Annotated in this window: 12 protein-coding genes and 1 pseudogene; 5 read left to right on the top strand and 8 right to left on the bottom strand. The window is 73.3% G+C overall.

Annotation, left to right across the window (positions count from 1 at the left end; genetic code table 11):
- The first annotated feature begins 48 nt into the window (after positions 1-48).
- Complete coding sequence (locus ACTWP5_RS10800) at positions 49-1767, top strand: hypothetical protein (RefSeq protein WP_443220614.1); 1719 nt, start codon at positions 49-51, stop codon at positions 1765-1767.
- Between the two features lie 48 nt (positions 1768-1815).
- Here ACTWP5_RS10800 and ACTWP5_RS10795 read toward each other — a convergent pair whose 3' ends face one another.
- The 3 genes from ACTWP5_RS10795 to ACTWP5_RS10785 all read right to left on the bottom strand — a co-directional run bounded on the left by ACTWP5_RS10795 (position 1816) and on the right by ACTWP5_RS10785 (position 4171).
- Complete coding sequence (locus ACTWP5_RS10795; protein ID WP_443220613.1) at positions 1816-2202, bottom strand: VOC family protein; 387 nt, start codon at positions 2200-2202, stop codon at positions 1816-1818.
- 125 nt (positions 2203-2327) lie between these two features.
- On the bottom strand, positions 2328-3311 hold the full coding sequence (locus tag ACTWP5_RS10790) for an endonuclease/exonuclease/phosphatase family protein (RefSeq protein ID WP_443220755.1): 984 nt from the start codon (positions 3309-3311) through the stop codon (positions 2328-2330).
- 203 nt (positions 3312-3514) lie between these two features.
- Entirely contained in the window at positions 3515-4171 is a 657-nt protein-coding gene (locus tag ACTWP5_RS10785) for a M15 family metallopeptidase (protein ID WP_443220612.1), read from the bottom strand.
- Positions 4172-4351: 180 nt separating this feature from the next.
- On the opposite strand from ACTWP5_RS10785, the gene ACTWP5_RS10780 reads away from it, so the two are divergent.
- Positions 4352-5446 carry a sensor histidine kinase gene (locus tag ACTWP5_RS10780; RefSeq protein ID WP_443220754.1) on the top strand — a complete coding sequence of 365 codons (1095 nt, stop codon included), beginning with the start codon at positions 4352-4354 and terminating at the stop codon, positions 5444-5446.
- Positions 5447-5518: 72 nt separating this feature from the next.
- Here ACTWP5_RS10780 and ACTWP5_RS10775 read toward each other — a convergent pair whose 3' ends face one another.
- The 3 genes from ACTWP5_RS10775 to ACTWP5_RS10765 all read right to left on the bottom strand — a co-directional run bounded on the left by ACTWP5_RS10775 (position 5519) and on the right by ACTWP5_RS10765 (position 9356).
- On the bottom strand, positions 5519-6610 hold the full coding sequence (locus tag ACTWP5_RS10775; protein ID WP_443220611.1) for a DUF692 domain-containing protein: 1092 nt from the start codon (positions 6608-6610) through the stop codon (positions 5519-5521).
- Positions 6607-7644: a TIGR04222 domain-containing membrane protein gene (locus tag ACTWP5_RS10770; RefSeq protein ID WP_443220610.1), complete on the bottom strand. Its 1038-nt coding sequence runs from the start codon at positions 7642-7644 to the stop codon at positions 6607-6609. The genes ACTWP5_RS10775 and ACTWP5_RS10770 overlap by 4 nt, the downstream gene beginning before the upstream one ends.
- Before the next feature lie 272 nt (positions 7645-7916).
- The gene (locus ACTWP5_RS10765; protein WP_443220609.1) at positions 7917-9356 is read right to left on the bottom strand and encodes an MFS transporter; all 1440 of its coding nucleotides are present in this window, start codon (positions 9354-9356) and stop codon (positions 7917-7919) included.
- Positions 9357-9407: 51 nt separating this feature from the next.
- On the opposite strand from ACTWP5_RS10765, the gene ACTWP5_RS10760 reads away from it, so the two are divergent.
- The 3 genes and pseudogenes from ACTWP5_RS10760 to ACTWP5_RS10750 form a co-directional block, all read left to right on the top strand.
- Complete coding sequence (locus ACTWP5_RS10760; protein WP_443220608.1) at positions 9408-9914, top strand: MarR family winged helix-turn-helix transcriptional regulator; 507 nt, start codon at positions 9408-9410, stop codon at positions 9912-9914.
- Positions 9915-10198: 284 nt separating this feature from the next.
- Positions 10199-12031, top strand: a complete 1833-nt coding sequence (locus ACTWP5_RS10755) for a multicopper oxidase family protein (protein WP_443220607.1) — start codon at positions 10199-10201, stop codon at positions 12029-12031.
- 263 nt (positions 12032-12294) lie between these two features.
- Positions 12295-12981 (top strand): annotated as a pseudogene (locus ACTWP5_RS10750) (lytic polysaccharide monooxygenase auxiliary activity family 9 protein); the annotation flags it as partial.
- Between the two features lie 151 nt (positions 12982-13132).
- On the opposite strand, the gene ACTWP5_RS10745 reads toward ACTWP5_RS10750, so the two are convergent.
- A complete protein-coding gene (locus ACTWP5_RS10745) occupies positions 13133-13690 on the bottom strand; it encodes a DinB family protein (protein WP_443220606.1) in 558 nt (185 codons plus the stop codon).
- Positions 13691-13749: 59 nt separating this feature from the next.
- Positions 13750-14142: a hypothetical protein gene (locus ACTWP5_RS10740; protein WP_443220605.1), complete on the bottom strand. Its 393-nt coding sequence runs from the start codon at positions 14140-14142 to the stop codon at positions 13750-13752.
- Positions 14143-14165 lie beyond the last annotated feature (23 nt).

Below are 14165 nucleotides of genomic sequence, written 5' to 3'. Positions count from 1 at the left end.
GGAGAGGCGCGAGAGGCGTGCGAGGGGACCTTCCGGAGGAGCGATCTCATGTGTGCGTGGAATGCTGACTGGTTTCCCGTGCCCGGCGCGGCCGTCTTCGACGCGGGCGCGCGGGTCAGCGCGGTGTCCCGGTCCGAGGACCACCTGGACCTGTTCGTCGTGGGCAACGACAACCACGTCTGGACGACGTTCTGGAACGCCCAGGCGGGCTGGGCCACCGACTGGTTCCCGATCCCCGGCGCGGCCGTCTTCGACAGGAGCCAGACGGTCGCCGCGGTGTCCCGTTCGAAAGACCATCTGGACCTGTTCGTGTGGGGTTACGACAACCACGTCTGGACACAGTTCTGGAGCGTCGAGGCCGGCGGCTGGCACGGCGACTGGGTTCCGATCGCCGGCACGGCCGTCTTCGACAGGCAGCCCGTCACCGCGATCTCCCGCTCACCCGAGCACCTCGACCTCTTCGTGATGGGCAACGACAACCGCGTCTGGACGCAGTTCTGGAGCGTGGAGGCCGGCGGCTGGCACGGCGAGTGGATCCCGATCGCCGGCGCGGCCGTCTTCGAGAAGGGACAGCAGGTCGCCGCCGTGTCCCGCTCACCCGAGCACCTCGACCTCTTCGTGATGGGCAACGACAACCACGTCTGGAGCCAGTTCTGGAGCGTCGAGGCCGGCGGCTGGCACGGCGACTGGTTCCCCCTGCCCGGCGCGGCGGTCTTCGACAGGGGTCAGTCCGTCGCCGCGCTGTCCCGGCGCGAGGACCGCCTCGACCTCTTCCTGGTGGGGAACGACAGCCACGTGTGGACGACGTTCTGGGACGCGCGGAGCGGCTGGGCCGCCGACTGGCGGCCGTTGCCGGGGAAGACCGTCTTCGACAAGGGCCGCCCCATCGCCCCGCTGTCCCGCGCGCCGTGGCACATGGACCTCTACCTGGTGGGGAACGACGACCACGTCTGGACGACGTTCTGGAGTGACGAGAAGGGCTGGGCCGCCGAGTGGTTCCCGGTGCCCGGCCAGGCCGTCTTCGACAGGAACCAGGCGGTCGCCGCCGTGTCCCGGCGGGAGAACCAGGTCGACCTCTTCGTGTGGGGCAACGACCACCACGTCTGGACCACCTTCTGGCACAACAGGAAACTCCAGTTCCGGCTGAGGTACTTCGTCGAGCGGGAGTCGACGGACGCCTTCCTCCAGGGCGCCAGCGACGAGGTGTACGTGTCGGCGCTCGGCGTCGACTCGGCGACGCTCGGGGTGCAGCCGGACGGTTCGTTCGGCGCCGAGGTGGTGCGGGGGCACGAGATCGGGGACGTGTCCGCCGACGAGGTGCGCGACCCCTGGAGCACCAGGCCGCACGTGCTGATGGAGTTCGACATCGGCCGGCCGGGGAGCTGGCCCCGCTCCTACACCACCACGCTCCTGCTGATCGAGCACGACAACGGCGACCTGAAGGGTGCCTGGGGCACCCTGTACGAGGTGTTCACCAACGCGCTCAAGGCAGCTGCCGGGGAGGCGGCGAAGGCGGGCGGAACGGCGGCCGGCGGGCCCGTCCTCGGGGCGGCCATCGAGTCGGTGGCGAAGGACACCTTCGACGTGTTGAACAACGAGGTCAGGGAGGGCCTGCTCGACGAGACGTTCACGCCGATCCCGATCACGATCAACGTCGACGACCCGGAGCACTTCGCGCGGCATCCGGCCGTGGGGCCGGAGCTCGTCCAGCGGGTCGAGCAGTTCGGCGGCGTGTACGACGTCGAGTACGACTGGCACGTCATCTGAGGGGGAGCGGGTCCTGCCACCGGCCGGGGAGCCGGTGGCGCCCGCGTGTCAGGACGGCGTCGCGGCCCGCTCGGACTCGCTTCGGAGGACGCAGAACTCGTTGCCCTCGGGATCGGCGAGGACGACCCACCCCCTGCCGTCGGACATCCTTCGGTCGGCGACGAGGGTGGCGCCGAGGCCGAGCAGTCGCTCGACCTCCTCCTCGCGGGTCGACGACGGGCGCAGGCAGAGGTGGATGCGGTTCTTGACGGTCTTCGGCTCCGGCACCTCGTTGAAGTGCAGGATCGGCCCGCTCTCCGAGAGCAGCACCTGCGTCTCGTCGTCGCCCGGCCTGTCCTCCGGATGCAGGGGGCGGTCCGTCACCTCGCTCCAGAACCGGGCCAGCTCGTAGGCGTTCGCGCAGTCGATCGCGATGTTCTGCACAACGGAAACCATGGGGGGAGCCTGCCGGAACGCCGTCCGGTCCGCCACCGCATTCCTCCGCCGGCCCGTGGCCCACCGCCGACGTCCGCTGTCCCACGGTTCGGACGGCGTCGGAGCCGGTGTCGCGCCGCCCTGGTTCACCAGCTGACGGTGGCCGCCACCGGCCGGTGGTCGCTGCCGGTGGCCGGCAGCACCCAGGAGTTCCTGGGCTCCAGGCCACGGACCAGGATCTCGTCGATCCGCACCATCGGGAACTGTGCCGGCCAGGTGAAGCCGAATCCGTTCCCCGCCTCCTCCTGGGTCGAGCGCATCCGCGAGGTGAGGCCGTCGAACGCGCGGTCGTCCATCGTGCCGTTCAGGTCGCCGAGCAGCACGACCCGCTCGTTCCGTTCGGCGGCGACGGCCTCGGCGAGCGCCTGCGCGCCGTCGTCGCGCTGGGCCGTCCAGAAGCCGTTCCTGGGGAACACCCGGACGGACCCCAGATGGGCCACATAGACCGCCAACGGCCCCTGGTCGGTGGCCACCGTGGTGCGCAGCGCCCGGGGCGAGTCCGTCGTGACGTCGCCCGACGCGGTGTCCGCCGGCGAGCCCTGGTCCCGGGCCCCACCGGGCCGCGGCCCTCGGGGCGCGTACCTGAGAACGTCGACCGACGCGGTGTCCGACAGCGGCAGTCTGCTCCAGAGCCCGACCGTGCCCCGCACCGTGTGGTGGGGGTAGGCCGTGGCCAGCTCCTCCTCGTACACCTCCCTGGCCTGCGGGGTCATCTCCACCAGGGCCAGCACGTCCGCACCGGAGGCGGCCAGTTCGCGGGCGGTGCCGGCGGGGTCGGGATTGTCGTCGCCGACGTTGTGGCTGGCGACGGTGAGGTCGCCGCCCGGCTGGGACTTGTCGGTGAGCAGCCCGCCGAAGAGGTTCAGCCACACCGTGACCGGCAGCAGCAGCGCCAGCACGGCGGAGGCGGAGCGGCGCAGCAGCGCGCCGGCCAGCAGCACCGGGACGAGGAGGCCGAACCACGGCAGGAAGGTCTCCACCAGGCTGCCCAGGCCCCCGATCTGGTTCGGGATTCGCGCGTGCAGCAGCAGGAGCAGGCCGAGCAGGAGCGCCAGCGCCGCGAGGACCAGGCCGCGCCTCCAGGGCTCCGGCCTGGAGACGCGGTGGAGGGCCGCCCGGCGGAGGCGCGCGTGCCGGGCGCCTGAGCCGGTGTCCCGGCGGCCGGCGCCGCCGTGGCCGGCGCGCCCGGCCGGGCCGTCATGGTCGGCGCGGCCGTCATGGTCGGTCTTCGCCGTGTCCAGCAGCGCCGTCGTCCGTCCTCGCTCGTCGCCGGTCACGCCTGCGTCCTCGGGTCGTGGGTGGGATCGGCGTACATGCGCGGGCAGCCCTCGTCGCTCGCGTCGGCGCGCAGCTCGTAGTGCCAGGGTTCGTTACGGTAGATCTGGCACAGCCCGTACGCGGAGCCGTGGGCGGACAGCCACGCCGTCGCGTCGGAGTTCCCGATGTCGACCGCCTCCCCCGCCACGTGGGGAGAGGTCTCCGCGGTGGCCACCCATCGGGCGACCTCCTCCTCGGAGCCGTACTCGGAGACCGCCTCGCGCAGAAGCTGCTCCTGGTACTCGGGCGAGCGCCAGCCGCTGGTGAGGTGGAACGCGACGCCGTCGTCCGCCGCGTCCGTCGCGGCCCGGCGCAGGGCCTCCAGCAGGTCGGGATCGAGGTTGGCCACGGCCGGAGTCGTGGCGTCGAGGACCGTCACGCCGTCGGGGACGACGCCGTCGGCCTCGCCGAGCCGGCCGCCCTCGCCGAGCGGACCACGGTGCTCACCGCGGGGGCCGCCGGAGGGTGCCGCGGACGGGTCGGACGGGTCGGACGAGCCAGGTGGGACGGAGGGGTCGGACGGGCCGGACGAGGGCTGCGACCCCTGGCAGCCGACGGCGCCGGTGGTCACTGCCAGGACGAGAAGCAGGCCGACGACGGGGAGCCGGCGCATCCGGCGGCTCGTCGTTCGTGCCGATGGTGGCGTTCGGGTCATGCGGCCAGTCAAGGCAGCGCGATGTTGCCACCACGTATGTCGTTTTCGATATGCCGACGATAGGGGCCGGCTCGTAGCGTCGGCTCCGTGCGGGCGCCGGTCGTTGAGAAGGAGGCGAACGTGAACCGGACGCCCGGCATGAGCGTTCGTCTCAAGCTCACCCTCAGCTACGCCGGGTTCCTCATGCTCGCCGGTTTCCTGCTGCTCGCCGCCGTGTGGCTCTTCCTCCTGCGGTACGTTCCCGAACGCGCGCTCATGACCTTGTCCGACGACCCCACCGGCGGTGTGTTCCCCGTCCGGTCCAGACTCCTGCGCGTCTTCGCGCCGAGGGCGGCGGGGGTGTTGGGGCTCCTGCTGGTGTTCGGCCTGGCGGGAGGGTGGATCCTCGCCGGCCGGATCCTCGCCCCGCTGACCCGCATCACCGACGCCACCCGCAGGGCCGCCGACGGATCGCTCTCCCACCGGGTCCGACTGCCCGGCCACGAGGACGAGTTCCGCGCGCTCGCCGACGCCTTCGACACCATGCTCGCGCGGCTCGAAGCACACGTCGCGGAGCAGCGGAGGTTCGCGGCCAACGCCTCCCACGAGCTGCGCACCCCGCTGGCGACCTCGCAGGCCCTCCTCGAGGTGGCCCTCAGCGATCCGAACCGCGACACCGGCGAACTCGTCGACCGCCTCCACGCCGTCAACGCGCGGGCGATCGACCTCACCGAGGCGTTGCTCCTGCTCAGCCGCGCCCACCAGCGGGCCTTCGCCCGCGAACACGTCGACCTCTCCCTCGCGGCGGAGGAAGCGACGGAAGCCCTCCTCCCCCTCGCGGAGAGGCGGGGCGTCACCATCGAGACGGACGGCGACATCGCTCCCACGCTCGGGTCGCCGCCGCTCCTGCTGCAACTGACGACGAACCTCGTGCACAACGCGATCGTCCACAACCTGCCCGAACGCGGCACCGTGTGGATCAGCGCCAGCGTCCAGCCGAACACCGTGGTGCTCACGGTCGAGAACACCGGCGAGACGCTCACCCCCCAGCTGGTCGCGACGCTCACCGAGCCGTTCCAGCGCGGCACCGAACGCGTCAGCGGCGACCACGCGGGCGTCGGCCTCGGCCTGGCCATCGTCAGGACCATCACCGACGCACACGACGGACGGCTCACCCTCACACCGCGCTCCGCCGGCGGGCTCCGCGTCGCCGTGGAACTGCCGCGCCACCACGAGCCGCAGGGCGTTCCGTGACTCCCGACGGATCGGGAGCGCCGCTCCACGGGCAGGGCCTCGCGAACCCACCCGGGGGCTCTCGGGACGCCGTCAGTGGTGGTGGCGGCGGTGTTTGGCTCGCAGGCTGGCGGTCTGGGCCGCCAGGCGGTCCCTCGGGAAGCCGGGCGGCGGAGGGCCGTCGCGGAGCAGGGCCGTCAGCAGCTGGGTCTGGCGCTCCGCCAGCTGTCGGCGTCGCTCCGCCAGCTCGGGCGGCTCCGGCGGCTCCGGCGGCTCGGGCTGGATGGGCTGGGCCGGCTGGGCGACGGCCGGCCCGACGGACGCGCCGACCAGCGCCGGGGGGCGCGGCGGGCGCGGCGACGAGACGGCCGCGTGGGAGTCGGTCACGTGCCGGATCCGCGCGAGGGTGTCGGACAGCACGCGGTCGCTCGGGTAGTCCCCGTCCCATTCGAGGAGCACGCCCGGCGGCCGGCGCCGCGTGCACAGCTCGCCGAGCAGCGCGAGGACGTCCTCGCCGGGCGCGCGCGTGTGCGTGTCGTGCCACAGCCCGCCGCGGTCCATGCCGCCCGCGACGTGGACGTACGCCAGGGCCTCCAGCGGCAGCCGCGCGAGGGCGGCGACGGGGTCGAGGCCCTGGTTGACGTGGTTGGTGTGGAGGTTGGCGACGTCGACGAGGAGGCCGACGCCCGTGCGCTCCACCAGCTCCGCGAGGAACTCTCCCTCCGTCAGGTCGTCGTCGGGCCAGCCGAGGAGGGCGGCGACGTTCTCCAGCGCCAACGGCACCGGCAGCGCGGCCTGGGCGCGCCGCACGTTGTCCACCACGACGTCCAGGCAGGCGCGGGTGCGCGGCACGGGCAGCAGGTGCCCGGCCTCGATGCCGCCGGCGCGCACGAACGCGATGTGGTCGCTGACCAGCGGCGCGTCCAGGGCGGTGGCGCAGGCGGCCAGGTGCGCGAGGCGCCGGGGGTCCGGCGGGTGCGCGCCGCCCAGACCCAGGCCCACGCCGTGCGGGATCACGACCGTGCCGCGCTCGCGCAGCACGCGCAACGACGCGGGCAGCCGGTCGGGCCGCACGTTCTCCGCGATGACCTCGACGAAGTCGACGCCGGGCAGCCGCTCCACGCTCAGGTCGATCTCCGGCCGCCAGCCGATGCCGACGCCCAGCGGCCTCGCGCCCGCGCTCATCCGCCGCAGCCCCCGCACCCGCCGCAGCCGCCACCCCCGCAGCCACCGCCGCCTCCGCCGTCACCGCCGCCGCCGTCGCCACCCGCGGTGGCCGTGCCGCAGCCACCGCCCTCGTCGCGACGGGGGTCCGGCTCGACGGGCGGCGCGTCGGCCGCCAGGGCCTCCTCCGTGTCCGCGTCGCCGAGGGCGACGAGCCCGAGCAGCGCCAGGGACACCCCGACGGGAAGGGCGACCTCCCCCAGCGCGCCACCGGTGGACGCGCGGGTCAGCTCCTCGCGCTTGGCGGCGAGCGCGGCCCGGCCGGTGGCCGCGCGGGCGTGCATCGGCACCGGCCTGGGGTCGCCACGCAGGACGGCGACCTGGCCGGCCGTGCGGTCCCCCGTCGCCACGGCCCGCACGCCGAGCACCCCCGCCGCCAGCATGAGGGCCACCCCGGCGGCGGTGAGCAGCCGGTCGTCCGAGGACGGCGCGCCGGCGAGGAGGAGCAGGACGGGCGGCGTGGCGAAGGCCAGGACGACGGCCGTCACCAGGCTGCCCCGCCACCGGGTGAGCGGGGCCACGACGGCGTCGGGCAGGAGCAGGCCGCGGTTCACCAACCGCGAGCGGATGGTGGACATCGCGGGGGCGTACCCGACGGACGCGGTGACGCGGCGGACGTGTTCGCCGTGCGGTCCGTCGCCGATCCGCCGCCAGACCGCCGCCTCGACCGGGTCGGTCGGCTCGGGCTCGCCCTCGACCCGCGTCAGCCAGCCGGCGCGCGAGACGCGGACCGCGCCGCGGTCGATCATGCCGCCCAGGGCGGTCTCGACGGCCCGGACCGGGCCGTCGGAGAAGTACGCCAGCTCACACGGCGTGAGGCCGAGGTCGTCCAGGGCCCTGGCCGTGCCGGGGCCGGGCCAGGCCCGTTCGCGCACGGCGGGCAGCGCCCGCGTCACCGCGCGCCGCAGCTGCTCCCGTAGGACGAGGACCAACCCGAACAGCAGCCCCCCGATGGCCGTGTACTGCTGCGCGCCCAGATCAAAACCGTCGATCATGAGACTCGCTCCCTCCCCCGTGCGACGGCGAGTTCCCCTGTGAGGGTTCTCCCTCGCACACCAGTGCGCCAAACCGGCCGGTTTCGCCCGCCCCTCCCTGTGCGGCGGGCCGCGCCGGGAGGGTGCCATCGAACCATCCCGGGCGCGGCCCGGCGTTCAGGCGTGCGGGCCGAAGCGTGGGGGAGCGCCTGCCGTCGCCGGTGGCCCGCCGTGGCGGGCCGGCCGTCGCGGAGGCCGGCCGCCTGGCCGCCGGCCGTCCGGGACGGCAGCGGTCAGGCGGCGCGGTGGCGCATGCCGTTGAACGCGGCGACGACGGCGGTCAGGCCCGCTCCGACGGCCGCGATGGTGAAGCAGACCACGTACGCGCCGTGCGTGGGCACCTCCGTGCCGGCGATGACCTGCGCGGAGAGGATCGCCGCCGTCAGCGCGCTGGCGACGCTGCCGCCCGCGGTGCGGACCAGGGAGTTCACGCCGCTGGCGATGCCACTGACGTCCATCGGCACGTGCTGCACGGCGAGGGTGCCCAGCGCCGCGTAGCCGATGCCCATGCCGGTGCCCATGACGGCGGAGTAGATCAGGAAGTCGGTGCCGGTGTCGTTGAAGAGCGCGAGCCAGCCGAAGGAGAGGGCGACGACGAACGACCCCGTGGCCAGGGTGTACCCGGCGCCGATCCTGGCCTCGATGCGGCCGGTCAGGGCGGAGAAGACGAGCATCGTGACGGTGCTCGGCAGGGAGTACAGGCCGACGTCGATGACGTCGCCGGACAGGCCGTAGCCCACGGCATCCTTCGGCGTCTGCACGTAGGTCGATATCAGGGTGAAGCCGGCGAACATCGAGAAGCCGAGCAGCAGCGAGGCGAAGTTCGCCGACAGGGAGCGGGGGCCGACCAGCAGCGCCAGCCGCACCAGCGGCTCGCGGACCCGCAGCTCGACGGCGACCCACAGCGCGCACAGCACGACGGCGCCCACGAACAGGCCGAGGACCGAGGCGCTGGTCCACCCCCAGGTGTTGCCCTGGCTGATGCCGAGCAGCAGGCAGACGAGGAAGCCCGCGAGCAGCACGGCGCCCAGCATGTCGGGCCGCCCGCCGGTGCGGGCGCCGGTGTCGCGGAGGCTGAGCGTGACCAGGAGCAGCCCGACCAGGCCGGCGCCGGCGGCGATCCAGAAGACCGGCTTGTGGCTCTCGGTGTGGTCGGCGATGAGCCCGGTGACCAGCATGCCCAGGGCACCGCCCACGCCCATCGTGGCGCTGACGATGCCGATCGCCGAGGTGACCTTCTCACGCGGGAAGCTGTCGCGGATCGCGCCGATGGCCAGCGGGATCAGCGCCGCCGCGACGCCCTGGAGGGCGCGGCCGGCGATCAGCGTGCCGAGGTTGTCGGCGAGGGCGCACAGCACCGAGCCGAGGCACATCACGGAGAGCGTGAGGGTGATCAGCCGCTTCTTGCCGTACATGTCGCCGAAGCGGGACAGCAGCGGCGTGGCGACGGCGCCGGCGAGGAGGGTGACGGTGAACACCCAGGTCACGGTAGAGACGGAGGTGTCGAACGTCTCGACCAGGCGCGGCAGCAGGGGCAGCACCAGGGTCTGCTGCACCGACGCGACCATGCCGGCGATCGCCAGCGCGAGCAGGGTGAGCCCCGGCCGGCTCGACGGCTCGGGGTCGACGGGATCCTTCGCGGGCGCGGTGCTGGTGGAGGGGGCAGTGGTCATGGGGAGGAGTGTACTTGATTAAGTTAAGTAATCATTGGGTAAACTGGCGGCGTGACCTCCCGTAGTCCGTCCCACACGCCCGTCGCCCCCGCCACCCCGGCGGAGGTGGTCGAGATCGAGCGGGCGCTCGCACGCATCGCGCACCTGATCGGCAGGGCCAGGCAGCACGGCCACATCGCGGCCGAGGCCGGCGTCCCCGTCGAGCGCGCCGCCGTGCCCGTCCTGCGCCTCCTCAGCGACGCCGGGCCCATGCGCCCCGGCGAGCTCGCCACGCGCCTGGCGGTCGAGGCGCCCCACGTGACGCGCCAGGTCCAGCGGCTGGTGCGCGAGGGATACGTCCGCTCCTTCCCCGACCCGAACGACGGGCGGGCCCAGCTCGTGGAGCTGACGGCGGCCGGCGCGGAGGCGCACGAGCGCATCCTCGAGGTCCGCCAGCGCTGGATGGAGGAGGCCCTGTCCGACTGGTCCTCCCACGACCTGCGCCAGCTCGCCACCCTGTTCCACCGCATGGTCGACGACTTCCTCGCCCAGTCCCAGCGCGTCGACGCCGACCGCTGAGCCCGGCGGGCTCCAGCGCCCTCTCCTGACCGACAGCCCTCACCCGTGTCCGATTCGGACGTTTGCGACCCTCATGTGCGCAGTCAGGCGGCGAGGTCACGTGAGAGCCGTATTGCGTGGCGTGCGGGGATACGGTGACCGAAAACCTCCCCTGATCGGCGACTTGTGAGGCTAGTCTCGCTTCTGGTGGGACTGGGGAGTCCCGCCAGACCAATCGACGTACGTGCCGCCGGAGTTCGGCCGAAGCCGTCGGCGGTACGGGGGGAACCAGGGGGGTTCACACCATGAGGGACGACGACGCGCGTCACGAGACCGGGGGCCTGACGCCGTTCAGGGACCCGCTCCGCATACCGCCCGTCCTGCGGCCGGGGCGCGGCGGCCGGGGGGAGGACATCACCGTCGAGCTGGAGGCCAGGTCGGTGCGGCTGCACTCGCAGATGCCCCCGAGCCTGACGTGGACCTACGACGGCCACTTTCCCGGCCCCACCATCGAGGTCCGGCGCGGCCAACGCGTCCGCGTCTCGTGGGCCAACCGCATCGAGGGCCCGTACCCGCTGGCCGCCGGCACCGCGCCGCTGACGGTCGACGGCGAGCCGAGCACGGCCCAGCCGGGGCGGGGCCCCGACTTCATCGAGACCAAGGAGGTCGCCGACCTCCCGGCCTGGTCGGTGACGCACCTCCACGGCGCGGTCACCGGCGGCGGCAACGACGGCTGGACGGAGAACGCGGTCGGCGTCGGCGACGCCCAGCTGTCGGAGTATCCGAACGACCAGCGCTCCGCCATGCTCTGGTACCACGACCACGCCCTCAACATCACCCGGTGGAACGTGCTCGCCGGCCTGGTCGGCGTGTACCTCGTGCGGGACGAGGAGGAGCAGGCCCTGCGGCTGCCGTCGGGCGAGTACGAGATCCCGCTGGTCCTGACGGACCGCAACTTCGAGACCGACGCCGACGGCCGCCCCACCGGCGAGGTGCTGCACAAGGTGCCGCGCCTGTCCGATCCGGACCCCGAGTCGGGCGAGCCGGTCGTCACCATCCCCTTCTCCGGCCCGTACACGCTGGTCAACGGGGTGGTCTGGCCGCACCTGGAGGTCGAGCCGCGCTGGTACCGCTTCCGCCTGCTCAACGCCGCCAACGCCCGCGTCTTCGACCTCGCGCTGGTCGACGAGGACGGGGAGCTCGTGCAAGGCGTGGTCCACCAGATCGGCAGCGACGGCGGCCTGCTGCCGGCACCCGTGCCCGTCGACTTCGACGAGGGGCTGCCACGGCTCACCATCGCCCCCGCCGAGCGCATGGACCTGCTGGTCGACTTCGGCGCGCTGCGCGGCAGGCGGCTGCGCCTGGTCAACGCCCCCGCCGACGCCGAGCGGCCGGGCGACCCCGCGCGCAACGTGCCGTTCCCGCAGGTCATGGAGTTCCGCGTGGACAGGCGCCCGGTGCGTGACCGGTTCGTCCTCCCGCCGGTGATCTCCTCGTCCTTCCGTCGGCTGACCCACGACGTCCCGCACCGGCACCGCCTCGTCGTGCTCACCCCGCCCGGCACGGTCGGGGGCGCGGGGCACCCGGAGATCTGGGAGATGGTGGAGGTCCCCGAGGACTCCGTGACGCTCGGCTCGGACGGCGTCATCCAGCTGACCGACGCCGAGGGGACGACGAGGACGTACCGCAGGGTCGCCCGCACCTTCGACGACACCCTGGCGATCAGGATCGCCGAGGGCGACCACGAGCAGTGGAGCTTCCTGAACCTGGGGGGCCCGACCCACCCGATGCACATCCACCTGACGGCGTTCCAGCTGCTGGGCCGCGAGCCGTACCTCACCGAGGGCTTCAGCCCGGAGCTCGGCGGCACGACGAGCCCGGTGGCGTTCGACGCCTCGCCCGGCGCCGGGATCCCGCTCGCGCCGAACGAGCAGGGGTGGAAGGACGTCGTCACCGTGCCGGCCGGTCAGATGGTGAACGTGCTGGGTCCGTACGAGGGGGCGCAGGGGCGCTTCATGTACCACTGCCACCTGCTGGAACACGAGGACATGGGCATGATGCGGCCGTTCGCCGTGCTGCCGCGTGAGGTCATGGTCTTCGACCACCACAGCCCGGACGGCGGGCACGGGGAGCACTGACCGGGGGCCGATCCTCGCCGTTCCGGCCCCGGGCCTGGCCCCGGCCTCGGGGCCGGAACGGTCACACTCCGTTTCCATTCCACCCTCACTTCGCTCCCACTTCGCTTCCACTTCTCTCCCATTTCGCTCCCACGGCGACCGACTCGTGTCGAACGTCGTGGGAGCTCTCAGCGTTGGGGCCATTGAGTTCGCGGCGTGGGCAGCGCTACGGTGAGGTGCGGGAGCGCTCCCACGGTAGGGACGAACAGATGGAGACCCCCCACATGGCAACTCGAAAGATCCGACTACTGAGCGTCCTGGGAGCCGCGCTGTTCGGGCTCGTGGTCGCGTCGATGCCGGCGCCGGCCTCGGCCCACGGCGTCGCCATGCAGCCGGGCTCGCGCACGTACCTGTGCTACAAGGACATGCTCCAGAGCGGCAACCAGACGCCGTCGAACCCGGCCTGCGCCGCCGCGGTCGCGGAGACGGGGACGACGCCGCTGTACAACTGGTTCGCCGTGCTCGACTCCAACGGCGGCGGCCGGACCGTCGGGTACATCCCCGACGGCGAGCTGTGCAGTGGTGGCCACAACGGGCCGTACGACTTCTCGTCGTACAACGCGGCCCGGTCCGACTGGCCGACGACGCACCTCAGCTCCGGTGCGAACGTCCAGATCCAGTACAGCAACTGGGCGGCCCACCCGGGTGACTTCGACGTGTACCTCACCAAGAGCGGGTACTCGCCGACGCAGCCCCTCGGCTGGGACGACCTGGAGCTCGTCGACTCGGTGACCGACCCGCCGCAGTCGGGCGGCGCCGGCTCCGACGGCGGCTACTACTACTGGGACGTCCAGCTGCCCAGCCGGAGCGGCCAGCACATCATGTTCATCCACTGGATCCGCTCCGACAGCCAGGAGAACTTCTACTCCTGCTCGGACGTCGTCTTCGACGGCGGTCGCGGAGAGGTGACGTACTGATCCGCTGAGCGGCCGGCCAGCCGACGGCCGCATCACCGGGGCACCACACCGCACCACGGCACCATCCGCACCACCGCACCACCGCACCACCAGTACGAGGGGACCCGTCGGGCGACGCCCGGCGGGTCCCCGCGCGTGCGGGGCGCTACTCCCCCGTCAGGCCGTCGACCGACTCCCGCAGCAGGTCGGCGTGGCCGCAGTGGCGGGCGTACTCCTCGATCAGGTGGACCAGGATCCACCGCAGGGTGGGTGAGCGCCCGTCCCTCCAGGCGCGCGCCGCCGGCCGGTCGAGGCCCCCGTCGGCCAGGGCCTCGGCGACCTGGGCGCGGGACCGGGCGACGGTGTCCCGCCACAGGCCGCGCAGCTCCTCGGGGGTGTCCTCGTCGGCCGAGTGCCAGTCCCAGTCGCGGTCGGCTCCCCAGTCCACCGTGCGCCACGGCGCCGCCCGCTCCCGACCGTGCAGGGCGTGGGAGCACCAGTGGTCCTCGACGAAGGCCAGGTGCTTGAGCATGCCGCCGAGCGTCATGGTGGAGGGCCCGACCGTGGCGCGCAGCCCCGCCGCGTCGAGCCCCGAGCACTTCCACGCGAGCGTGGCGCGCAGGAAGTCGAGGAAGCCGAGGAGCGTGGCGGCCTCGTCGCCCGTGACGGGCGGCTCGGGCCGGCCCTGTTCGTCGATGAGCTGCGGCTCGGCCTCGGCGGTCATGGCCGCAGAGTCTAAAGGCTGTCCGCCGGCGCCCCGCGTGAGGGCGCCGGCGCCCTGCCTCAGGTGGCGTCCGCGCAGATGACGTACGCCCGCAGCTCCTGGGTGCTGTCGCCGAAGTTCACGCCGGAGGCCAACCACCCGGTCGCCGTCGGGTGGGTGTCGAGGATGGCGATGTCCTCGGCGGACGTCGCGGCGCCGCCGCCGGTGGGCACCTGCCCGTACGGGCACTCGACGGTGGCGTACCCGACGTCGCCCGGCGCGACGTCGACCCGCTCCCCGACGTACTGCTCGAAGGAGCCGCTCGCCGAGGGCGTGATCTGGAGGTCGGTGGCGGGAACGCGGCCGGGCTCGTCCCTGGCCTGGGCGGCGGCCGTGGTCGCGCCGGCCGCGAGCAGCCCGGTCGCGGCGGCGGTGACGGCGACCGTGGCCGCCAGGAGTCGCAGTCGTCTCATGCCGCCAAGACTACGGAGAGCCA

It is taken from the genome of Streptomyces sp. 4N509B (assembly GCF_052245655.1).
Taxonomy (GTDB): domain Bacteria; phylum Actinomycetota; class Actinomycetes; order Streptomycetales; family Streptomycetaceae; genus Streptomyces.
This window is presented reverse-complemented; position numbering and strand designations above follow the sequence as displayed.